Genomic DNA, 21,086 nt, shown 5'->3' with positions numbered 1-21,086 from the left:
CCGCCTCGCCGGCGTGCCGCCGTCGTGGACACTGGAGGGACTCCAGACCGAGGAGGCCCTCCTGCGACCGTTCCCCCCGGTGGCCCGGTGACCGTCGACCGCCTGCCCGCGTTCCGCGTCGCCCCGCCGCGCCGGCGGCTGCTCGACCGGGCCCTCGCCCGGCCCAGCCTCATCGCGGTCCTCGGGCTGGCGATCGTCCTCGTGCTGTTCGGGCTCCGGACGCCCGACCTGCTCACCCCGGCCGGGCTCGGCGGGGTCCTCGACGCCGCGGCGCTGCTCGGCATCGGCGGCGTGGCGGTGGGCCTGCTCCTGGTCGGCGGCCACTTCGACCTGTCGATCGGCACCGTCACCCTCGGCAGCGCCGTGCTCACCGCGCTGCTCGCCGGCCCCGCCGAGTGGGGCATCTGGCCCGCGCTGGCGACGTCGCTGGCCGCGGCCCTCGCCGTCGGGCTGGTCAACGGCTGGCTGGTGGTGCGCACCGGGCTGCCGAGCTTCCTGGTCACCCTGGCCACCGCGCTGGTGCTGCAGGGCACCACCCTGTCCGCCGTGCCGCTCGTCGTCGGCGCGCCGCGGATCAGCGGCCTGGACGAGGCGCCCGGCTGGTCCTCGGCGTCCGCGGTGTTCGGCGCCACCGCCGAGGTGGGCGGCGGCACCTTCCCGGTGTCGCTACTGTGGTGGCTGGCCGCCACCGCCGGCGCCGGCTGGCTGCTGTGGCGCACCCGGTTCGGCAACGAGGTGCTGGCGATGGGCGGCTCCCGCCGGGCGGCCCGCGAGCTGGGCGTGCCGGTCCGCCGGACGACGCTGGTGCTCTACGCGCTCACCGCGACGGCGGGCTGGCTGCTCGGCACGCTGGCGCTGGTGCCGGCCGCGAGCGTCGGGGCCACCCCGGCGCTGGTGAGCGCGATCGACTACGTGGTGGTCGCGGTGATCGGCGGCTGCCTGCTCACCGGCGGCCAGGGGTCGATGGCCGGCGCCGCGGTGGGCGCGCTGCTCTACGCCGCCGCCCGCGAGGGCGTGGAGCTCGCCGGGTGGGACCCGCGCTGGTCGCAGGCGCTGCTCGGCGTCGTGCTGCTGGTCGCGCTGCTGGTGGGAGGGGTGGTGCGCGGCCGGCTGCGGGCCGCGCCGCGCTCGTGACCGCCGTGCCACCGGTGCTGGAGCTGCGCGGGCTGAGCGTCCGCCACGGCGGCGTGCCGGCGCTGGACCGGGTCGCGGTCGCGCTGGAGGGCGGCTGCATCACCTGCGTGCTCGGCGAGAACGGAGCGGGCAAGTCGACGCTGGTGTCGGTGCTGTCGGGGCTGCGCCGGCACGACGAGGGCGAGCTGCTCCTCGACGGCGTCCCGGTGCACTTCCGCAGCCCCCGGGCGGCGCGGGCGGCCGGGATCGCCACGGTCTGGCAGGACCTCGCCGTCGCGCCGCTGCTGCCGGTGTGGCGCAACCTGTGCCTGGGCGCCGAGCCGACCCGCCGGCCGTGGCCGCTGCGCCGCCTGGACGTCGACGCCGCCCGGGAGACCACCGTGCGCGCCCTGGAGCGGATCGGCGTCACCGGCATCGACCCCGACCAGCCGGTGAACACGCTGCTGCCCGGGTCGCGGCAGAGCCTCGCGATCGCGCGGGCGGTGCACTACGGCTCGCGGGCGCTGGTGATCGACGAGCCGACCGAGCCGATGACCATCGCCCAGCACACGCTGGTCGGGCAGGCGGTGCTCGGCGCGCGGGCGCAGGGTCTCGCCGTCGTCGTCGTCACCCACAACCCGCGCTACGCGCACCTGGTGGGTGACCGCTTCCTGCTGCTGGCGCGCGGGCAGGTGGCCGGGGACCTCACCCGCGCCGACGTCGACGCCGACGACCTGACCCGGCTCATGGCCGGCGGCGAGGAGCTCACCGCGCTGACCACCCGCCTGCAGGAACTGCACCCCGAGCTCGGCGACCGCTAGGCCGCCGAGCCCGGGGCCGGGTCAGGCGAAGATGCTCACCCCGCCGGGTCCCACGAGGAGACCGACGACGATCAGCACGATCCCCCACAGCAGCTGCCCTCGGATGATCGCGAAGATGCCGGCGACCACGAGGACGACGGCGAGGATCCAGAGCAGTGTGGCCACGGCCCACCTCCAGGTGACGGGCGCACCTCACCGGCGCGCTGGTCACGGAGTGTGCTCCCGGTGAGGCCGCCCCGCCCGGTGAACGCAGCGGTGACGGGGCGGCCTCACCCGTCACGGTGACCGTGGGTGAGCCGGGCCGGGTCCCGGGGAAGGAGACCGGGTCAGGGCGCGAGCGAGGGGTCGCAGTCGCGCAGCAGCTGGGTGCAGCGCTCCTGCTCGTCGGTCTCGCCGATCGCCTCGGCGGCCCGGGCGAGCACGGTGACGCAGCGCAGGAAGCCCCGGTTGGGCTCGTGCGACCAGGGCACCGGGCCGTGGCCCCGCCAGCCGTTCTTCCGCAGCGCGTCCAGGCCGCGGTGGTAGCCGGTGCGGGCGTAGGCGTAGGCCTCGACGGTGCGGCCGTCCGCGAGCGCGGCCTCGGCCAGCGCCGCCCACGCCGCGCTGGCCCGCGGGTGGCCGGCGGCGACCTCGGCGGGATCGGTGCCGGCCGCCAGCGCGGCCTCCGCCTCGGGGTCGCCGGGCAGCAGCGTGGCCGGCGGCTCGCCGAGCAGGTTCTGGTGCGCGTGGGTCACGGCTCAGGCGCCCTGCGACTGGCCGGCCGACAGCAGGTCCTCGCACGCGGTGACCACGCGGGCGGCCATCCCGGTCTCGGCGGCCTTGAGGTAGCTGCGCGGGTCGTAGGTCTTCTTGTTGCCGACCTCGCCGTCGATCTTGAGCACGCCGTCGTAGTTGCTGAACATGTGCCCGGCGATCGGACGGGTGAAGGCGTACTGGGTGTCGGTGTCGACGTTCATCTTCACGACGCCGTAGGACAGCGCCTCGCGGATCTCCGACTGCAGCGAGCCCGAGCCGCCGTGGAAGACGAAGTTGAACGGCTTGCCGCCGTCGCCGAGGCCGAACTCCTGCGACACGACCTCCTGGCCCTGCTTGAGGACCTCCGGGCGGAGCTTGACGTTGCCCGGCTTGTAGACGCCGTGGACGTTGCCGAAGGTCGCCGCCAGCAGGTAGACGCCGCGCTCCCCGAGGCCGAGCGCCTTGGCGGTGGCCACGAAGTCGCCGGGGGCGGTGTAGAGCTTCTCGTTGATCTCGTGGGCGACGCCGTCCTCCTCGCCGCCGACGACGCCGATCTCCAGCTCGAGCACGATCTTGGCCGCCGCGGTCTTCTCGAGCAGCTCCTCGGCGATCTGGAGGTTCTCCTCCAGGTCGATCGCCGAGCCGTCCCACATGTGCGACTGGAACAGCGGCGCCTGGCCGGCGTCGACCCGGTCCTTCGACAGCGCGATCAGCGGCCGGACGTAGGAGTCCAGCTTGTCCTTGGGGCAGTGGTCGGTGTGCAGCGCGACGTTGACCGGGTACTTCTCGGCGACGACGTGCGCGAACTCGGCCAGCGCGACGGCGCCGGTGACCATGTCCTTGACCCGGGTGCCGGAGCCGAACTCCGCGCCGCCGGTGGAGAACTGGATGATGCCGTCGCTGCCGGCGTCGGCGAACCCGCGGAGGGCCGCGTTGATCGTCTCCGACGAGGTGCAGTTGATGGCCGGGTAGGCGAAGCCGCCCTCCTTCGCCCGGCTGATCATGTCGGCGTAGACCTCGGGGGTCGCGATGGGCATCGGGGCACTCCTGTCGATCGACGCTGGTCGGCGGTCAGTATCTCCCGGGCGCGGAACCCCCGACAGGCCCCCGTCTCAACCCCTGCGGCGCAGCACCTTGCCGGGGTTGAGCAGGCCGGCCGGGTCGAGGGCGTCCTTGATCCGGCGGTGCACGTCCAGCGACACCTCGCCGATCTCGCGCTCCAGCCACTCGACCTTGATCGAGCCGATGCCGTGCTCGCCGGTGACCGTGCCGCCCAGCGCCAGGCCCAGCTCCAGGATGTCGTCGAAGGCGGCGAACGCGCGCGCCCGCTGGTCGGGGTCGGTGGGGTCGAAGCAGACCGTCGGGTGCATGTTGCCGTCGCCGGCGTGCCCGACGACGCCGATGGTCAGCCCCCGCCGCACGGCGATGCCGTCGCAGCCGTCGAGGAACTCGGCGATCCGCGAGCGGGGCACGGCGACGTCGTCGATGAGCGTGCTGCCCAGCTGCTCGAGCGCGGGCAGCGCCATCCGGCGGGCGGCGAGCAGCAGGTCGCCCTCGGCCGGGTCCGCGGTGGTGTGCACGAGCTCCGCGCCGGCCTCGCGGCACAGCCGCGCCAGCGCCTCGATCTCGGCGAGCGCCGCCTCTCCCCCGGCGTCGGACTGCGCGACGAGCAGGGCGTGCGCGGCCCGGTCGAGGTCGGCGTGCAGCAGGTCGTCGACGGCGCAGATGCAGGTGTTGTCCATGACCTCCAGCAGGCTGGGCACCAGCCCGGAGGTGACCACCCGCTCGACGACCTGGCCGGTCTGCGCGGTGGTCGCGAAGGTGGCCACCAGGGTCACCGGCTGCTGCGGCGCCGGGCGCAGCGCGAGCGTGGCCTCGGTGATGACGCCGAGGGTGCCCTCCGAGCCCACGAACAGCCGGGCGAGGTCGTAGCCGGCGACGCCCTTGACCGTGCGGCGCCCGGTGCGCAGCACCCGCCCGTCGGCGAGGACCACCTCGAGGCCGAGCACGTAGTCGGTGGTGACGCCGTACTTCACGCAGCACAGGCCGCCGGAGTTCTGCGACAGGTTGCCGCCGATCGTGCACCAGTCGTAGCTGGAGGGGTCCGGCGGGTAGAACAGCCCGGACCCGGCGACGGCGTCGCGCAGCTGCTTGTTGACCACGCCGGGCTGGACGACGGCGAGCCGGTCGGCGGCGCTGACCTCCAGGACGGCGTCCATGCGGGTCATGACCATGGTGATCGCGCCGTCGACGGCGTTGCTCGCGCCGGCCAGCCCGGAGCCCGCGCCGCGCGGTACGACCGGGACGCCGTGCCGGGAGGCGACCCGCACGACCGCGGCGACGTCGTCGGTGCACCGGGGGAACACGACCGCGGCGGGGGTGCCGGCCTCGGCGAGCATCGCCTGGTCGCGGGCGTAGGCGGCGGTGACGTCGGGGTCGGTGAGGACGCCGTCGCGGCCGAGTGCGGCGGCCAGCTCGTCGACCCACGCGGTGGCGAGTGTGGTCACCGCCACACCGTACGGCCGATCCCGGGCACGTCCGCGGAGATGTCCCGCGCTTCTCCGCGGGACCGCGCGGCTACGACAGGCCGAGGTCGGACAGCTCGAAGGCGGCGCGGTACTCCAGGCCGGCGGCCTCGACGGCGGCCCGCCCGCCGCGGTCGACGACCACCGCGACGGCGATGACCTCGGCACCGGCCTCCTGCAGCGCCTCGACGGCGGTCAGCGGGCTGCTGCCGGTGGTGGAGACGTCCTCGACGACGAGCACCGCCCGCCCGGCGACGTCGGGCCCCTCGATCCGCCGCTGCAGCCCGTGCGCCTTGCCGGCCTTGCGGACCACGCACGCGTCGAGGAAGCCCTCGCCGTCGGCGGCGGCGTGCAGCATCGCCGTGGCGACCGGGTCGGCGCCGAGGGTGAGCCCGCCGACGACGTCGTAGCGCAGGTCACGGGTGAGCTGGCGCATCACCCGGCCGACCAGCGGCGCGCCCTCGTGGTGGAGGGTCAGCCGGCGCATGTCGATGTACCAGTCGGCCTCGCGACCGGAGGACAGCGTGACCCGCCCGTGGACGACGGCGAGGTCGACGACCAGCTCGAGCAGGCGGTCGCGGTCGGGCTGGGCGGCCCCGTTCCAGGGGCCCGCCCCGAGGGACGAGGGGTGGGGGGGAACGGGGTCCTTCTCCATGAGGGCGACCCTACGCACGGCACCGGCCCGGCTCCCGCGAGGGAACCGGGCCGGTGACCGATCGTCAGGTCGGCCCCGCTGCAGGGGCCCGCGCCGGGCCTGCGCGGCGTGGGGGGCAGCGGAGCCCTCCGTCAGCCGGCGGCGGGCGCCAGGACCTGGTCGACGATGTAGACGGTGGCGTTGGCGGTCTGCACGTTGCCGCAGATCACCGAGGCCGGGGTGCCGGTGACGGTCTGGGCGACGGTGAAGCTCTCGCCCGAGCCCTCGATGGTGACCTCGTCGCCGGCCACGGTGGTGTGCGTGCCGGCCAGCTGGTCGGGCGAGAGCCGGCCCGGGATGACGTGGTGGGTCAGGACCTGGGTCAGCATCGCCTGGTCGGCCAGCACGGCCTGCAGCTGGTCGGCCGGGATGGCCTCGAACGCCGGGTTGGCCGGCGCGATGACGGTGATGTCGTCGGTGGTGTTCAGCGTGTCCACCAGGTTGGCCTGGGTGACCGCCTGCACCAGCGTCGACAGGACCGGGTTGTTGCTGGCCGCGGTGGCCACCGGGTCGTCGGTCATGCCGGCGAAGCTGCCCTCGCCGTCGGCCGGGACCGAGGAGCAGGCGGCGCCGAAGGGCTCGTCGGAGGCCGGCTCGGCCATCGGGCTGCTGCTCTGCGTCGAGTCCGAGCTCTCGGCCGACGACGAGCTGCTGTCGGCGGGCGAGCTGTCGGAGGCCGCACTGGTGTCCTCCGCGCCGCAGGCGCTCAGGGTGACCGCGAGGGTCGAGGCGGAGGCCAGCAGGAGGCCGCGGGTCAGGGTGCTCTTCACGGTGTGTGCTCCTCGGTCGTCGGTCCATGGTCCCCCGGCCCGTTCGAGGGGTCGGGAGAGGCGTCTGCGGCCGGGTGGCCGAGACGGGCTCTGGGGGGTGTGCCGGGTGCCGCCCCGCGGGGCGGGGGCCGCTAGGTCGCGATCACCCGGATCGAGTGCAGGCCGCTGGCCCCGTTCGGGAAGGGCCGGGCGCGTTCCTCGGTCTGCACCTCACCGTCGGCCGTGGTGGCCCGGACGGTGAGCTGGTAGGAGCCGGGGGCGAAGTCGAAGGGCAGCTGCCACTGCCGCCACAGGTCGGCGTCGACCGCCGGGGCGAGCTCGGCCTCCAGCCACTCGCCGTCGTCCACCCGGACCTCGACGCGGGAGATGCCGCGGGTCTGCGCCCAGGCGACGCCGGCGATCGGGCGCCGCCCGGCGGGGAACCGGCGCAGCGGGGCCGGGGTGTCGATCCGGGAGGCCACCTTGATCGGGCCCCGGGCCGCCCAGTCGCGCTCGACCCAGTAGGCGTCGAAGGCGTCGTAGGTGGTGGCCTCGATCGAGGTCATCCACTTGCAGGCCGAGACGTAGCCGTACAGCCCGGGGATGAGCATCCGGACCGGGAAGCCGTGCTCGACCGGCAGCGGCTCGCCGTTCATCCCGAAGGCGATCATCGCGTCCTCGACCTGCAGCGCCGAGCGGGTCGGCGCGCCGATCGTCATGCCGTCGGCGGAGCGGCAGACCAGCTGGTCGGAGCGGTCGGAGACGCCGTTCTCGCGGAGGAAGGCGCCGAGCGGGATGCCGGTCCAGCGCGCGGTGCCGGCCAGGCCGCCGCCGACCTCGTTGGAGACGCAGGTGAGCGTGACGTCGCGCTCGATGACGTCGTCGCGGTCGAACAGGTCGGCCAGCGTGTACGTGCGCGGGGAGTCGAACATCCCGGTCAGCTCGAGCCGGTACTCGGCGGGGCGGATCTGCGGGACGGTGATCGCGGTGTCCACCCGGTAGAAGTCGCGGCCGGGCGTGAACAGCGGCGTCAGCCCCTCGACCCGCTCGGCGAGGTCGGCGCCCGGGGGCAGCGCGGCGGCCGGCGACGACGGCGTCGGCAGGGTGAGGTCGCCGCGGGCGCCGCCGACGTCGAAGCGGCGCTGCAGCAGCCGCCCGCCCCCGCCGGTGACCGCGGCCGCGCCCAGGGCGACGCCGCCGGCGAGGACGAAGCGGCGGCGGTCCAGGCCGGCGCCGTCGCTCCTGGCCGCGGGGGGCTCCGCGGCGACCGGCGGGGTCAGCGGGGCCACCAGCAGGAGGAGGGCGACGACGCCGGCCCCCGCGCCGACGACGGAGGGCAGCGCGTCGAGCGGGCCGCCCGCGGGCCGGGTGGCCGCGGCGAGGGCGCCGATGGCGCCGAACAGCGCGATCCCGGCCACGCCGGCCCGCCGGGAGCGCAGCGACACCAGCCCGACGAGCACCGCGTACAGCGCGACGACGACCAGCGTGCCGACGACGAGGGCGACCTTGTCGTCCTCGCCGAACGTCGCGATGGCGAACTGCTTGACCGGCTCGGGGACCAGGGTGATGACCGTGTCGCCGACCGCCACGACCGGCGAGGACGCCGGCCCCACGAACGCGGCGACCAGCTCGGCCACGCCCAGCGCGACCGCGGCGGCCGACAGCCCGGCGAGCGCGGCGAGCAGCCGGCGCGGGCCGCGGCCGGCGGGGCGGGCAGCCCCGTCCGGTCCGGTGGCCGGCGCGGGGGCCTGCTCGGTGGTGGTCACGTCCGGCGTTCGGCCCGGCCGGGCGAGCGGTTCACCACCGGAGGTAACGAAATGGGAACGACATCAGATCGCGCGCGACGGATCAGCGTCCCTGCGCCCGCCGCCAGCCCTGGTAGCGGTACCAGGCGCTCGCCGGCTTCTGGGCCAGGGCGACGACGGCGACGACCACGAGCAGCGTCTGCGCCAGGTTCAGCAGGGTGGTCAGCCCGCCGACCGACGGCCCGGCCAGCGAGACGAGGCCCCCGACGACGGCCAGGCCACCGAACACCCAGAGCACGACCCGCGCCCAGTTGCGCCCCGTCCAGGCGAACCAGAGGAACAGCGCCTGCAGGCCGAGCAGGACGAGGCTGAAGACGATGCCGACGGTGACCACCGTGGCGCTCGCGACGCCGGAGACACCCTCGTACTCGGCCGGGTCCAGCCCGGCGTCGACCAGCGCCCGGTCGACGATCTCGTCGAACTGCGCGAACGTGACGATCGCGCCGAGCAGGCCGAGGACCAGGCTCGCGACCCAGGCGCCGATGCCGAGCCGGACCGCCGCGGGGCGCTCGACCGGGGCGGGCGCCCCGAAGCCGTCGGGCGCCGCGGGCGCGGGCGCGTACCCGCCGTGGGAGGCCTGCCCGTACACGCCCTGCCCGTACACGCCCTGCCCGTAGGGGCTCTGGCCGTACGGACCCTGGCCGTGCACACCCTGGCCGTGGGGGTCCTGCCCCGGCCGGTCCCAGCCCTGCGGGCCCTGTCCTGCGGTCATGTCCGTCCTCTCCCGTGGCGGTCGCCCGGGGCATGATGATCGACCGGCCGCCGTCCGACCACCCTCGGGCGCGCCGGACGCCCGGCCGGGGGTCAGCGGGCCCGCATGCGCCGGCGCTGCCCCTCGGCCCGGTACCACTCCGAGGCCGGCCGCACGGCGAGCGCGACGAGCCCCACCGCGCTGATCAGGGTGATGAACACCGACAGCGACCCGAGGAAGCCCGATCCGGTCGCCCCGGGACCGGTGAGGCCGGACAGCCCGCCGAGGACGTTGACCGCCCCGAGGACCTGGAGCACCACCCGCGCCCAGTTGCGCCCGGTCCAGGCGAACCGGATGACCAGCGCCTCCAGGACCACCAGCACCGCCCCGAAGCCCGCGCCGACCCAGAACGCGGCCCGCGCCGTGGACTCGGGGACGTCGGCCCCCGACGCGGCCTGCACCTGCGCGACGACCCCGTCGACGTCGGACAGCGTGACCACCGAGGACACCAGGCCGAGGATCAGCGCGGCCATGAACGCGCCGATCCCCACCCGCACCGCCACCGGCCGCTCGGCCGGCGGCGGGGGCTCGGCACCGGGCGCCGACGGCGCGTTCCCGGAGCCCGGGAGTCGTCCTCCTCGTTCCTCGGTCACGTGGTCCCTCTCTTCCCTCGGCGTCCCTGCCGCCATCGTGCCCGTGTCCTGCGCGGCGCCCCGCCGCGTCCCGCCCCGGGGACACGACGGGCCCGCCGCCCCGAGGGGACGGCGGGCCCGGGACGCGGTCCTCCGGCTAGCCGCGGCGGACGGTGAGGCCCTCCTCGGCGAGGTCGTCCGGCGCGTCGACGACGACCTCGTCGCCGTCGCGGATCTCCCCGGCCAGCAGCGCGCGGGCCAGCGGGTCACCGATCGCGGACTGCACCAGCCGGCGCAGCGGGCGGGCGCCGTAGACCGGGTCGAACCCGTTGAGCGCCAGCCACTCGCGGGCGGCCTCGGTGACGGTCAGCGTCAGCCGGCGGGCGGCCAGCCGGCGGGCGAGCACGCCCACCTGGATCTCGACGATCCCGGCCAGCTCCTCGCTGCCCAGCGCCCGGAACACCACGACGTCGTCGAGGCGGTTGAGGAACTCCGGCTTGAAGTGCGACCGGACGACGTCCATGACCGCGGACCGCCGGGCCTCCTCCGGCAGCGACTGGTCGGCGATCATCTGCGAGCCGAGGTTCGACGTCAGGATCAGGATGGTGTTGCGGAAGTCCACCGTCCGCCCCTGGCCGTCGGTGAGCCGGCCGTCGTCGAGGACCTGCAGCAGCACGTCGAAGACGTCGGGGTGGGCCTTCTCCACCTCGTCCAGCAGCACGACGGTGTAGGGCCGCCGCCGGACCGCCTCGGTGAGCTGGCCGCCGGCCTCGTAGCCGACGTAACCGGGAGGGGCGCCGACCAGCCGGGCCACCGAGTGCTTCTCGGAGTACTCGCTCATGTCGATGCGGACCATCGCCCGCTCGTCGTCGAACAGGAACTCCGCCAGCGCCTTGGCCAGCTCGGTCTTGCCGACGCCGGTGGGGCCGAGGAAGAGGAACGAGCCGGTGGGCCGGTCGGGGTCGGCGATGCCCGACCGCGCGCGGCGCACGGCGTCGGAGACGGCGCGGACGGCGTCGGGCTGGCCGACGACCCGCTTGCCGAGCTCGTCCTCCATCCGCAGCAGCTTCGCCGTCTCGCCCTCGAGCAGCCGGCCGGCGGGGATGCCGGTCCAGGCCTGGACGACCTCGGCGATGTCGTCGGGGCCGACCTCCTCCTTGAGCATGGAGGCCTGGGCGGCGACCTCGTCCTCGGCCGCGGCGAGCGCCTTCTCCAGCTGCGGCATCCGGCCGTAGCGCAGCTCGGCGACGCGCGCGAGGTCGCCGTCGCGCTCGGCGCGCTCGGACTCCGTGCGCAGCCGCTCCAGCTCCTCCTTGTGCTGCTGGATCCGGACGATCGCGCTCTTGTCCTGCTGCCAGCGCGCGGTCAGCTCGGCGAGCTCCTGGCGCCGGTCGGCCAGGTCGGCGCGCAGCGCGGCCAGCCGGTCGAGGGACGACGGGTCGTCCTCCTTGGCCAGCGCCATCTCCTCGATCTCCATGCGGCGCACGGCGCGCTCGACCTCGTCGACCTCGACCGGGCGGCTGTCGATCTCCATGCGCAGCCGGCTGGCCGCCTCGTCGACCAGGTCGATCGCCTTGTCGGGGAGGAAGCGGGCCGTGACGTACCGGTCCGACAGCGTGGCGGCGGCGACGATCGCGGCGTCGGTGATCCGGACGCCGTGGTGCACCTCGTAGCGCTCCTTGAGCCCGCGCAGGATGCCGATCGTGTCCTCGACCGAGGGCTCGCCGACGAAGACCTGCTGGAAGCGGCGCTCCAGCGCCGGGTCCTTCTCGATGTGCTCGCGGTACTCGTCGAGCGTGGTCGCGCCGACCATGCGCAGCTCGCCGCGGGCGAGCATCGGCTTGATCATGTTGCCGGCGTCCATGGCCGAGTCGCCGGTGGCCCCGGCGCCGACGATGGTGTGCAGCTCGTCGATGAAGGTGACGACCTGCCCCTCGGACTCGGCGATCTCCTGCAGGACGGCCTTGAGCCGCTCCTCGAACTCGCCGCGGTACTTCGCGCCGGCGACCATGCTCGCGAGGTCCAGCGCCATCAGCCGCTTGCCCTTGAGGCTCTCGGGGACGTCGCCGGCGACGATCCGCTGGGCCAGGCCCTCGACGATCGCCGTCTTGCCGACGCCGGGCTCGCCGATGAGGACCGGGTTGTTCTTGGTGCGGCGGGAGAGCACCTGCACGACGCGGCGGATCTCGGTGTCCCGGCCGATGACCGGGTCGATCTTCCCCTCGCGGGCGCGCTCGGTGAGGTCGACGGCGTACTTCTCCAGCGCCTGGAAGGTGCTCTCGGGGTCGGCCGTGGTGACCTTGCGGTTGCCGCGCACCGTGCGGAAGGCGGCCAGCAGCGCGTCGCGGGTGGCACCGGCACTGGTGAGCACGGTGCCGGCCTCGCCCTCGGAGCCGGCCAGGCCGACCAGCAGGTGCTCGGTGGAGACGTACTCGTCGCCCAGCGCGCTGGCCTGCTCGCCGGCGGCGTTGACCACCCGCAGGAGCTCGCGCGACGGCGACGGCGCGGCGACGGTGGCGCCGCGGACGCTGGGCATGCGGCGCAGGGCGGCCTCGGCCTTGGCCCGGACGTCGGCCGGGTCGGCGCCGACCGCGGTCAGCAGCGGGGCGGCGATGCCGTCGGTCTGCTGCAGGAGCGAGACGAGCAGGTGCAGGGGCTCGAGCGCGGCCTGCCCCCGGTCGACCGCCAGCCGCTGGGCGGCCGCGAACGCCTCCTGCGAACGGGTGGTCAGCTTGCTCTCCATGGTCGGTGCGGTCGGTCCTCTCCTGGGCGCGCCGGGGTTCCCCGGCGGGGGTCGCTGTCGACCGGTCCAACGGACCGGGGGTTGAGTCTGTTCCGCTCAACTTGCGTCATGGTGCAGGAGGTAGCCGAGCAGGTGCACCGGAGGGGTTGACACCCGACACAACTGCATGCCACGCGACCAGGTTGTCCCTACACTCTGGTCATGACGACGACGCACGGGGACTCGCACCTCCCCGCCCCGAGCGTGGCGCTCGACGACCAGCTGTGCTTCGCGCTGTACGCGGCCTCACGCGCGATGACCGCGCGGTACCGCCCGATGCTCGAGGAGCTCGGGCTCACCTATCCGCAGTACCTGGTCATGATGCTGCTCTGGGAAGAGGACCACCAGACCGTCGGCCAGCTCGGCGCCCGCCTGGCGCTCGACAGCGGCACCCTGTCCCCGCTGCTCAAGCGGCTCACCGCGGCCGGGCTGGTCACGCGCCACCGCCGGGTGGAGGACGAGCGGTCGGTGGCCATCGCGCTCACCGACGCGGGCCGGGCCCTGCGCGACAGGGCCTTCGCGATCTCGCAGGACATGATCTGCGCGCTCGACCTGGACGTGGAGTCCTTCTCCGACCTCAAGCAGACGCTCAACGTGCTGACCCAGCGGGTCACCGAGGCGCCGCGCGCGGTGTGACCCGCCCCGGTGGGTTTCCCCCAACCCACCGGGGTAGGGCCGCGGGGTCCCGCGCGCCGGCGAGACGACGCCGTCGCGCCCTCCGACCGGAAGGCAGCCCGATGCCCACCCGCTCCGCCCGCACCGCCTGGAACGGCACCCTCCAGGACGGATCCGGCCAGGTCGAGCTGTCCAGCTCGAAGCTCGGCACCTTCGACGTGAGCTGGCCGAAGCGCACCTCCGACGAGGCCGGTGGCTCCACCAGCCCCGAGGAGCTCGTCGCCGCAGCCCACTCCGCCTGCTTCTCGATGGCCCTGTCGAACGAGATCGCGAAGGCCGGCGGCACGCCGCAGTCGCTCGAGGTCACGGCCGACGTCACGCTCGGCCTCCAGGACGGCGCCACGATCACCGGGATCACGCTGACCGTGCGCGCCGAGGTCGACGGCCTCGACGCCGACGGGTTCGAGAAGGCCGCGCAGGCGGCGAAGGTCGGCTGCCCGGTCAGCAAGGCGCTCGCCGCCGTCGACATCACGCTGGACGCCCGGCTGGAGTCCTGACCCCCAGAGCGCACGACGGCCCGCTCCCCTGCCGGGGAGCGGGCCGTCGTCCGTTCTCTCAGCGGGCGGTGCCGACCGCCGCGTCGTCGGCGAGCGCGGGACGGGACTCGCGGGCCAGCCGCTCCTCGCCGCTCTCGGTGCGCAGGGCCACCTCGCGGATGAGCAGGATGGCCGCCACGGCGACCACCGAGATGACCGCGGAGACGAGGAAGACCCGGCCGGTCGCGTCGCCGTAGGAGACCCGGATGAGCGCCTGGATGGCCGGCGGCGCGTCCTTGAGGCTCGCCAGGCCGACGCTGCCCGAGCCGCCGCCGGCCGCGGCCACCTCCGGCGGGAGGCCGGCGGTGATCAGGGCGGTCACCCGGTTGCTGAGCACCGCGCCGAGCACCGAGACGCCGATCGTGCCCCCGAGGCTGCGGAAGAAGGCCACGGCCGACGAGGCCGCGCCGAGGTCGCTCGCGGCGACGGTGTTCTGCACCGCGAGGACCAGGTTCTGCATGGTCATGCCGATGCCGACGCCGAGGACGAACAGGAAGACGCCGAGCAGCACCATGTCCGTCTCGTGGTCGATGGTCGCCAGCAGGCCGAACCCGGCGACGACGAGCAGCGACCCGGCCACCAGGAACCGCTTCCACCGGCCGTGGCGGGTGATGAGGATGCCCGAGACGGTGGAGGAGACGAGCAGGCCGCCGACCATGGGGATCGTCAGCAGGCCGGCCGCCGTCGGCGAGTAGCCGCGGGAGATCTGCAGGTACTGGCCGAGGAAGACGGTCGACCCGAACATCGCCACACCGATCGCGACGCTGGCCACGATGGCGAGGGTCGTCGTCCGGTCGCGGAACAGCCGCAGCGGGACGATCGGCTCGGCCGCGCGCAGCTCGGTCACCACGAAGGCGACGATCGCCAGCGCGCTGCCGGCGAGGAACAGCGCCGTCTCGACCGAGGCCCACGCGAACCGGTCGCCGGCGAGGGTGACCCAGATGAGCAGCCCGGAGACGCCGGCGGCGAGGAACGCGGCGCCGAGGTAGTCGATGCGGACCCGCCGCCTGGTCACCGGCAGGTGCAGCGTGCGCTGCAGCAGCACCAGCGCCACGGCGGCGAAGGGCACGCCGACGTAGAAGCACCAGCGCCAGCCGAGCCAGCTGGTGTCGACCAGCAGGCCGCCGAGCAGCGGGCCGCCGACGGTGGCCACGGCCATGACGGCGCCGAGCAGGCCGGAGTACCGGCCGCGCTCGCGGGGGCTGATCATCGCGGCCATCGCGATCTGCACCAGCGCCTGCAGGCCGCCGAGGCCCAGGCCCTGGAGCACGCGCCAGCCGATGAGCGTGCCCACCGACTGCGACAGGCCGGCGAGCATCGAGCCGACGATGAAGACCACGATCGACAGCTGGATCAGCAGCTTCTTGCTGAACAGGTCGGCGAGCTTGCCCCAGATCGGCGTGGACGCCGTCGAGGCGAGCAGGGTCGCGGTGACGACCCAGGTGTACTGGCTCTGGCTGCCCCGCAGGTCGGTGATGATCGTGGGCAGGGCGTTGGAGACGACGGTCGAGGACAGGAACGCCACGAACATCGCCAGCAACATCCCCGAGAGGGCCTCGAGGATCTGCCGGTGCGACATGCGGCCCTGCTGCTCGGCGGGCGCCTCCGCCGCCGGGGCGGCGACGGCGGGCTCGCGGGTGGTGGTCACGGTGCTCCTGGTCGGTGCGGGATCGGTCGGTGCGGGATCGGGTGTGGACGGCGGCCCGGAGGGGCGGGTGGTGGTCACGAGGCGGCCCCGACGGCGTGCGGGGAGCCGGCGGAGGAGGACCGGACGGCGGACGGCGGCGCGGCGCGGTCGAGGTCGTCGGCCAGCCGCTCCAGCAGCTCGGTGAGCCGGTGGGCGTCGGCCTCGTCCCAGTCGGCCAGGGCCCGGGTGGCCCACTCCGAGCGCAGCGCGCGGGTCTGCGCCAGGGCTGCGACGCCGGCGGCGGAGACCCGGATGAGGCTGGCGCGGCCGTCGTGCGGGTCGGGCCGGCGCTCGACGAGGCCGGCCCGCTCGAGGGCGGCGACCTGACGGCTGGCGACCGAGACGTCGACGCCGGCCTGCACGGCCAGCGCGCTGCAGCGCTGCTCGCCGTCGCGCTCAAGCGGGACGAGCAGCGCCCAGCCGAAGGAGGGCAGCTCCCCGTAGACGGAGTCCGCGGCCCGGCCGGACACGTGCCGGCCGGCCCGGACGAGGCGCGCGATGCCGGCGGTGAGCCGCTCGCGCGTCCGGGAGGTGATGGGCATGGCGTCCTCGGGGACAGGGTGATTGCAGACCGCAACCATACATCCGGTTGGTTGCTGTCTACAACCGCTCACTCGCCCGGCGTGTTCCCCCGGACACGACGACGGCGCCCGGACCGCAGGGGTCCGGGCGCCGTCGGAGGTGGAGCGGGAGGGCGGGTCAGGTCGGGGTGGCCGCGGCGTCCCCCGCCTCGCGGGCCTCGCCGAGCCGGTTGAACCGGGCCAGCAGCTCGCCGAGCTGGGCGACGTCCTCGGCCGGCCAGCCGGAGAGGTCGGCCTCCCAGCGCTCCCGGCGGGCGTCGCGGATGCGGGCGAGCCGGGCCGCGCCCTCGGGCGACGGGGTGAGCACCTGCGCGCGCCCGTCGGCGGGGTCGGGCTCGCGGTCGACCATGCCGAGCGCGACCAGGGAGGCCACCTGGCGGCTGACCGTGCTCTTGTCCAGGCCGAGCCGGGCGACGAGGTCGCTGGCGCGCAGCGGGCCGGCGTCGGCCAGCAGCGCGAGCAGGCCGTAGGCCGCGCCGTCGAGGTCGGGGTGCAGCTCGCGGGCGAGCCGGGCCGAGATGGCCCGCGACCGGCGCAGCAGCAGGCCGATCTCGCGCTCCAGCCGCACGAAGGACTCGTGCTGCTCCTGGCGCGTGCTGGTCACGTCTCCCTGGACGACGACGGTGCCGCCGGGGTTCCCGCTCACCGCTGCGGCCCCCTCGGGCGCCAGACGACCAGCGCGGCCGTGCTCTGCCGCCGCACCGGCACGAGGTCGGTGCCGACCAGGTCGCGGCCGTAGCCGCTGCGCATCGCCGTCTCCGCGGCGATCCGCCGGTGCTCGGACTCCTCGAGCTCGGCGACCAGCTCGTGCACCCGCTGCTGCAGCGCCTCGACCTGGGACTCCAGGTCGATGATCCGCTTGATGCCGGCCAGGTTGACGCCGTCCTCCTGGGACAGCCGCTGGACCTCGCGCAGCAGCGCGACGTCGCGCGGGCTGTAGCGCCGCCCGCCGCCCGCCGTGCGGCCCGGGGTGACCAGGCCGAGCCGGTCGTACTGGCGCAGCGTCTGGGCGTGCATGCCGGCCAGCTGCGCGGCCACGGAGATGACGAAGACCGGTGCGTCGTCGGCGACGGCGCGGCTCGCGTCGGCGCGGTCGCGGCCCTCGGTCCCCGCGGCGCTCACCGGGTGCTCCCGCGGTCGGCGTTGCGCTGGGTGGCCGCGGTGATCTGCGGGCGCGGGTCACCCAGTTCGGCGTCGAGGGTCTTCACCGCCCGCTCGGCCTCGGCCGAGAGCCGCTGCGGGACGGCGACCTCCACGGTCACCAGCAGGTCGCCGGTGCGGCCGCGGCCGGGCACGCCCCGCCCCCGGACCCGCAGCGTGCGGCCGCTCGCCGTGCCGGCGGGCACCTTGAGCGTGACGTTGCCGTCCAGGGTCGGCACGGTCAGCGTCGTGCCGAGGACCGCCTCCGGGAAGGTGACCGGCACGGTGATGGTGACGTCGTCGCCCTTGCGGCCGAACAGCTCGTGCTCGCTGACGTGCACGACCACGAACAGGTCGCCGGCGGGTCCGCCGCGCCGTCCGGGCGCACCCTTGCCGGCCAGCCGGATGCGCTGCCCGTCCTTGACGCCGGCCGGGATCCGCACGGTGATCGTGCGGGTCTGGGTGGTGACGCCGTCGCCCTGGCAGGTCGGGCACGGGTCGTCGACCACCTGGCCGGTGCCGCGGCAGTTGCGGCACGGCTCGGAGAAGGCGAACGCGCCCTGGCTGCGGCTGGTGACCCCGGCGCCGCCGCACACCTCGCAGGTGTGCGGCGCGGTGCCCGGGCGGGCGCCGCTGCCGGCGCAGGTCGGGCAGGTGCCCGGGCTCTGCATCCGCAGCGGCACGGTGACGCCGAGGACGGCCTCCTCGAAGGAGAGGGTCGCCTCGGTCTCGACGTCCTGTCCGCGGGCCGGACCGGACGCCGCCTGGGAGCGGGCCCGGGCCGAGCCCGGCGCGCCCCCGCCGAAGAGGTTGCCGAACAGGTCGCCGAGCCCGCCGCCCCCGCCGCGCGTCCCGGCGCCCCCGGCGCCGCCGAAGAGGTCGCCCAGGTCGAACGGCTGACCGCCGCCGCCCCCGCCGGGGAAGCCCCCGGGGAACCCGGCGCGCGCCCCGGCGCCGCCGGAGCCGAACAGCCGGCGGGCGTCGTCGTACTCGGCCCGCCGCTTGGGGTCGGACAGCACGTCGTAGGCCTCGGAGACCTCCTTGAAGCGCGCCTCGGCCTGCGTGTTGCCCGGGTTCTTGTCCGGGTGCAGGTCACGGGCGAGCTTGCGGTAGGCCTTCTTGATCTCCGCGGCGTCGGCGCCCTGGGAGACGCCCAGCGCGGCGTAGTAGTCCTTCTCGATGAAGTCCCGGGTGCTCATCGGACGCCTCCTCTCTGCGTCTGGTGGCGACCGGTCAGCCGGCGGCCGGGGTCTCCCCCGGCACGCCGCCGCCGGTCGCCTCCTGCTCGGGGGCGGCCGCGCCGCCCGCCGGCTCGGTCACGGACACCATGGCCGTGCGCAGCACGCGCTCGCCCCGGCGGAAACCCTGCCGCAGGACCGTCGTCGCGGTGGGCACGGTGACCTGGTCGGACGTGTCGTGCAGGACGGCCTCGTGCAGCGCCGGGTCGAACGGGTCGCCCGCGACGCCGAAGGCCTCCACGCCCAGGCCGTCGAGCAGCCCGAGCACGCGGTCGGCGACCACCTTGAAGGCGCCGGTCAGGTCGCCGTGGTCCCGGGCCCGCTCGATGTCGTCGACGATCGGGAACAGCTGGGCGGCGAACCGCTCGGCCGCCTGGTCGACGACGAGCTGCCGGTCCCGGTCGACCCGCCGCCGGTAGTTGGCGTACTCGGCGGTGACCCGCTGCAGGTCCTCGGTGCGCTCGGTCAGCTGGCGCGACAGGTCGCCGCCCGCGGCGCTGTCGCCGACCGGCGCGGCCGGGGCCTCCGGGGCGGCGGTCTGGTTCTCGGTCATCTGCTCCCCTGGCGATGGGTGGGCCGGTGTCTGTGCCGGAGCCGGGCGGGGCGGGGCGCCGGCCGGCTGCTCGCCGGCCGGCGTCCGCACCTCACCGCTGACGGGGTCGATCCGCCGCTTGTCCCGGATCACGACCCGCGGCTGCTCGTCCCCCTGGCTCATCGGCGGTCGGTGTCCTCGTCGACGATCTCGGCGTCGACGACGTCGTCGTCGCCGGACGGGGCCGACGCGCCGAACCCGTCACCGGAGGCACCGGCGGCACCGGCACCGGCGCCGTCACCGGCACCCGCCTGGGCCTGCTGCGCGTAGAGCGCGCCGCCGACCTCCTGCGAGACGCGGGCGACCTTCTCCTGCGCCGACTTGATCGCGGCGATGTCCGAGCCGCCGAGGGCGGAGCGCAGCTCGGTCAGGGCCTCGCCGAGCTCCTCCTTCTTGTCGGCCGGGATGCGCTCGCCGTTCTCCGCGAGGAACTTCTCGGTCTGGTACTGCAGCGACTCCGCCAGGTTGCGGGTCTCGGCCTCCTCGCGGCGGCGCTTGTCCTCCTCGGCGTGGGCCTCGGCGTCGCGCATCATCCGCTCGATGTCCTCCTTGGGGAGGGCCGAGCCGCCGGTGATGGTCATCGACTGCTCCTTGCCCGTGCCCAGGTCCTTGGCGGACACGTGCACGATGCCGTTGGCGTCGATGTCGAAGGCGACCTCGATCTGCGGGACGCCGCGGGGCGCCGGCGGCAGACCGGTCAGCTCGAACATGCCGAGCTTCTTGTTGTACATCGCCATCTCGCGCTCGCCCTGGAACACCTGGATCTGCACGGACGGCTGGTTGTCGTCGGCCGTCGTGAAGATCTCGGAGCGCTTGGTCGGGATCGTGGTGTTGCGCTCGATGAGCTTGGTCATGATCCCGCCCTTGGTCTCGATGCCGAGGGACAGCGGGGTGACGTCGAGCAGCAGGACGTCCTTGACCTCGCCCTTGAGGACGCCGGCCTGCAGGGCGGCGCCGATGGCGACGACCTCGTCCGGGTTGACGCCCTTGTTGGGCTCCTTGCCGCCGGTCAGCTCGCGGACCAGGTCGGTGACGGCCGGCATGCGGGTCGAGCCACCCACCAGGACGACGTGGTCGATCTCGCCGACGGAGACGCCGGCGTCGCGGATCGCCTGGTTGAACGGCGCGCGGGCGCGGTCGAGCAGGTCCTGGGTGAGCCGCTGGAACTCGGCGCGGGTCATCGTGACGTCGAGGTGCAGCGGACCCTCGGCGCCGGCGGTGATGTAGGGCAGGTTGACGTTGGTCGACTGCGCGCCGGACAGCTCGATCTTGGCCTTCTCGGCGGCCTCGCGGAGGCGCTGCATGGCCAGCTTGTCCTTGGACAGGTCGATGCCGTTCTGGGCGTTGAACGTCTGCACCAGGTGCTTGACGATCCGCTCGTCCCAGTCGTCACCGCCGAGGTGGTTGTCACCCGCGGTGGCCTTCACCTCGATGACGCCCTCGCCGATCTCGAGCAGCGAGACGTCGAACGTGCCGCCACCGAGGTCGAAGACGAGGATCGTCTGCTCGGTCTCGCCCTTGTCCAGGCCGTAGGCCAGCGCGGCCGCGGTCGGCTCGTTGACGATGCGCAGGACGTTCAGGCCCGCGATCTCGCCGGCCTCCTTGGTGGCCTGGCGCTGCGCGTCCTCGAAGTAGGCGGGGACGGTGATGACGGCGTCGGTCACCGGCTCGCCCAGGTAGGTCTCGGCGTCCCGCTTGAGCTTCTGCAGGATGCGGGCGCTGATCTCCTGCGGCGTGTACTTCTTGCCGTCGATCTCGCCGGTCTGCCAGTTGGTGCCCATGTGGCGCTTGACCGACCGGATGGTGCGGTCGACGTTGGTGACCGCCTGGTTCTTGGCCGACTGGCCCACCAGGACCTCGCCGTTCTTGGCGAACGCGACGACCGAGGGCGTGGTGCGCGAGCCCTCGCTGTTGGCGATGACCGTCGGCTCGCCGCCCTCCAGGACGGTGACGACGGAGTTGGTGGTGCCGAGGTCGATGCCGACCGCTCGTGCCATGGAGCTGGCTCCTCTTCCGTGTGCTCGGGTGGTGCTGGGTGTCGTGGGGGTCGGTCGAGGGACCGCCTGCCTTGCGCGGGGTCCGCTCAACTT

Annotated in this window: 21 protein-coding genes; 4 read left to right on the top strand and 17 right to left on the bottom strand. The window is 74.7% G+C overall.

The features are described 5' to 3' along the window. Positions 1–87 precede the first annotated feature (87 nt). Positions 88–1,134, top strand: a complete 1,047-nt coding sequence (locus ACI79B_RS07710) for an ABC transporter permease (RefSeq protein ID WP_456927459.1) — start codon at positions 88–90, stop codon at positions 1,132–1,134. Then, positions 1,131–1,934, top strand: a complete 804-nt coding sequence (locus tag ACI79B_RS07705; protein WP_456927458.1) for an ATP-binding cassette domain-containing protein — start codon at positions 1,131–1,133, stop codon at positions 1,932–1,934. The genes ACI79B_RS07710 and ACI79B_RS07705 overlap by 4 nt, the downstream gene beginning before the upstream one ends. 21 nt (positions 1,935–1,955) lie before the next feature. Here the strand turns inward: ACI79B_RS07705 and ACI79B_RS07700 are convergent, their stop codons facing one another. The 10 genes from ACI79B_RS07700 to clpB all read right to left on the bottom strand — a co-directional run bounded on the left by ACI79B_RS07700 (position 1,956) and on the right by clpB (position 12,508). Then, a complete protein-coding gene (locus ACI79B_RS07700) occupies positions 1,956–2,099 on the bottom strand; it encodes a GPGG-motif small membrane protein (protein ID WP_456927457.1) in 144 nt (47 codons plus the stop codon). Positions 2,100–2,260: 161 nt separating this feature from the next. Continuing rightward, entirely contained in the window at positions 2,261–2,668 is a 408-nt protein-coding gene (locus ACI79B_RS07695) for a DUF3151 domain-containing protein (RefSeq protein WP_456927456.1), read from the bottom strand. Between the two features lie 3 nt (positions 2,669–2,671). After that, positions 2,672–3,706 (bottom strand): class II fructose-bisphosphate aldolase, encoded by a 1,035-nt coding sequence (fbaA, locus tag ACI79B_RS07690; protein ID WP_387992097.1) that lies wholly within the window; start codon positions 3,704–3,706, stop codon positions 2,672–2,674. A gap of 75 nt (positions 3,707–3,781) precedes the next feature. After that, positions 3,782–5,176 (bottom strand): FAD-binding oxidoreductase, encoded by a 1,395-nt coding sequence (locus ACI79B_RS07685; protein ID WP_456927455.1) that lies wholly within the window; start codon positions 5,174–5,176, stop codon positions 3,782–3,784. A gap of 70 nt (positions 5,177–5,246) precedes the next feature. Then, the gene (pyrE, locus tag ACI79B_RS07680) at positions 5,247–5,849 is read right to left on the bottom strand and encodes an orotate phosphoribosyltransferase (protein ID WP_456927454.1); all 603 of its coding nucleotides are present in this window, start codon (positions 5,847–5,849) and stop codon (positions 5,247–5,249) included. Between the two features lie 131 nt (positions 5,850–5,980). After that, a complete protein-coding gene (locus tag ACI79B_RS07675; protein WP_456927453.1) occupies positions 5,981–6,658 on the bottom strand; it encodes a fasciclin domain-containing protein in 678 nt (225 codons plus the stop codon). A 131-nt stretch (positions 6,659–6,789) separates the two neighbouring features. Further along, entirely contained in the window at positions 6,790–8,403 is a 1,614-nt protein-coding gene (locus ACI79B_RS07670) for a molybdopterin-dependent oxidoreductase (RefSeq protein WP_456927452.1), read from the bottom strand. Between the two features lie 82 nt (positions 8,404–8,485). Then, positions 8,486–9,154 (bottom strand): hypothetical protein, encoded by a 669-nt coding sequence (locus ACI79B_RS07665; protein ID WP_456927451.1) that lies wholly within the window; start codon positions 9,152–9,154, stop codon positions 8,486–8,488. Between the two features lie 92 nt (positions 9,155–9,246). Further along, entirely contained in the window at positions 9,247–9,786 is a 540-nt protein-coding gene (locus ACI79B_RS07660; RefSeq protein WP_456927450.1) for a hypothetical protein, read from the bottom strand. A 136-nt stretch (positions 9,787–9,922) separates the two neighbouring features. Further along, a complete protein-coding gene (gene clpB, locus ACI79B_RS07655) occupies positions 9,923–12,508 on the bottom strand; it encodes an ATP-dependent chaperone ClpB (RefSeq protein WP_456927449.1) in 2,586 nt (861 codons plus the stop codon). A 201-nt stretch (positions 12,509–12,709) separates the two neighbouring features. On the opposite strand from clpB, the gene ACI79B_RS07650 reads away from it, so the two are divergent. Beyond that, the gene (locus tag ACI79B_RS07650) at positions 12,710–13,183 is read left to right on the top strand and encodes a MarR family winged helix-turn-helix transcriptional regulator (RefSeq protein ID WP_456927448.1); all 474 of its coding nucleotides are present in this window, start codon (positions 12,710–12,712) and stop codon (positions 13,181–13,183) included. Between the two features lie 101 nt (positions 13,184–13,284). Then, positions 13,285–13,719, top strand: a complete 435-nt coding sequence (locus ACI79B_RS07645; protein ID WP_456927447.1) for an OsmC family protein — start codon at positions 13,285–13,287, stop codon at positions 13,717–13,719. Positions 13,720–13,777: 58 nt separating this feature from the next. Here the strand turns inward: ACI79B_RS07645 and ACI79B_RS07640 are convergent, their stop codons facing one another. From ACI79B_RS07640 to dnaK, 7 genes are all read right to left on the bottom strand, one after another. Then, positions 13,778–15,406, bottom strand: coding sequence for a DHA2 family efflux MFS transporter permease subunit (locus ACI79B_RS07640; RefSeq protein WP_456927446.1), 1,629 nt, complete (start codon positions 15,404–15,406; stop codon positions 13,778–13,780). A gap of 74 nt (positions 15,407–15,480) precedes the next feature. Then, a complete protein-coding gene (locus ACI79B_RS07635; protein WP_456927445.1) occupies positions 15,481–15,987 on the bottom strand; it encodes a MarR family winged helix-turn-helix transcriptional regulator in 507 nt (168 codons plus the stop codon). A gap of 157 nt (positions 15,988–16,144) precedes the next feature. After that, positions 16,145–16,630 (bottom strand): MarR family winged helix-turn-helix transcriptional regulator, encoded by a 486-nt coding sequence (locus ACI79B_RS07630; protein ID WP_457000095.1) that lies wholly within the window; start codon positions 16,628–16,630, stop codon positions 16,145–16,147. 38 nt (positions 16,631–16,668) lie between these two features. Continuing rightward, positions 16,669–17,148: a heat shock protein transcriptional repressor HspR gene (locus tag ACI79B_RS07625; RefSeq protein ID WP_456927443.1), complete on the bottom strand. Its 480-nt coding sequence runs from the start codon at positions 17,146–17,148 to the stop codon at positions 16,669–16,671. Beyond that, a complete protein-coding gene (dnaJ, locus tag ACI79B_RS07620) occupies positions 17,145–18,365 on the bottom strand; it encodes a molecular chaperone DnaJ (protein ID WP_456927442.1) in 1,221 nt (406 codons plus the stop codon). The genes ACI79B_RS07625 and dnaJ overlap by 4 nt, the downstream gene beginning before the upstream one ends. 34 nt (positions 18,366–18,399) lie before the next feature. Continuing rightward, on the bottom strand, positions 18,400–19,119 hold the full coding sequence (grpE, locus tag ACI79B_RS07615) for a nucleotide exchange factor GrpE (RefSeq protein WP_456927441.1): 720 nt from the start codon (positions 19,117–19,119) through the stop codon (positions 18,400–18,402). Next, the gene (dnaK, locus tag ACI79B_RS07610) at positions 19,116–20,993 is read right to left on the bottom strand and encodes a molecular chaperone DnaK (protein WP_456927440.1); all 1,878 of its coding nucleotides are present in this window, start codon (positions 20,991–20,993) and stop codon (positions 19,116–19,118) included. The genes grpE and dnaK overlap by 4 nt, the downstream gene beginning before the upstream one ends. Positions 20,994–21,086 lie beyond the last annotated feature (93 nt).

The organism is Geodermatophilus sp. SYSU D00879, assembly GCF_054050375.1.
Note: the sequence above shows the minus strand (reverse complement) of the source record. Positions and strands in the feature narration are given on the sequence as shown.

Excerpts from the sequence above, each read along its gene's own strand:
- ACI79B_RS07645 (WP_456927447.1), top strand. The coding sequence starts at position 13,285 with ATGCCCACCCGCTCCGCCCGCACCGCCTGGAACGGCACCCTCCAGGAC.
- ACI79B_RS07665 (WP_456927451.1), bottom strand. The coding sequence starts at position 9,154 with ATGACCGCAGGACAGGGCCCGCAGGGCTGGGACCGGCCGGGGCAGGAC.
- fbaA (WP_387992097.1), bottom strand. The coding sequence starts at position 3,706 with ATGCCCATCGCGACCCCCGAGGTCTACGCCGACATGATCAGCCGGGCG.
- pyrE (WP_456927454.1), bottom strand. The coding sequence starts at position 5,849 with ATGGAGAAGGACCCCGTTCCCCCCCACCCCTCGTCCCTCGGGGCGGGC.
- dnaJ (WP_456927442.1), bottom strand. The coding sequence starts at position 18,365 with ATGAGCACCCGGGACTTCATCGAGAAGGACTACTACGCCGCGCTGGGC.
- ACI79B_RS07650 (WP_456927448.1), top strand. The coding sequence starts at position 12,710 with ATGACGACGACGCACGGGGACTCGCACCTCCCCGCCCCGAGCGTGGCG.
- clpB (WP_456927449.1), bottom strand. The coding sequence starts at position 12,508 with ATGGAGAGCAAGCTGACCACCCGTTCGCAGGAGGCGTTCGCGGCCGCC.
- dnaK (WP_456927440.1), bottom strand. The coding sequence starts at position 20,993 with ATGGCACGAGCGGTCGGCATCGACCTCGGCACCACCAACTCCGTCGTC.
- ACI79B_RS07635 (WP_456927445.1), bottom strand. The coding sequence starts at position 15,987 with ATGCCCATCACCTCCCGGACGCGCGAGCGGCTCACCGCCGGCATCGCG.
- grpE (WP_456927441.1), bottom strand. The coding sequence starts at position 19,119 with ATGAGCCAGGGGGACGAGCAGCCGCGGGTCGTGATCCGGGACAAGCGG.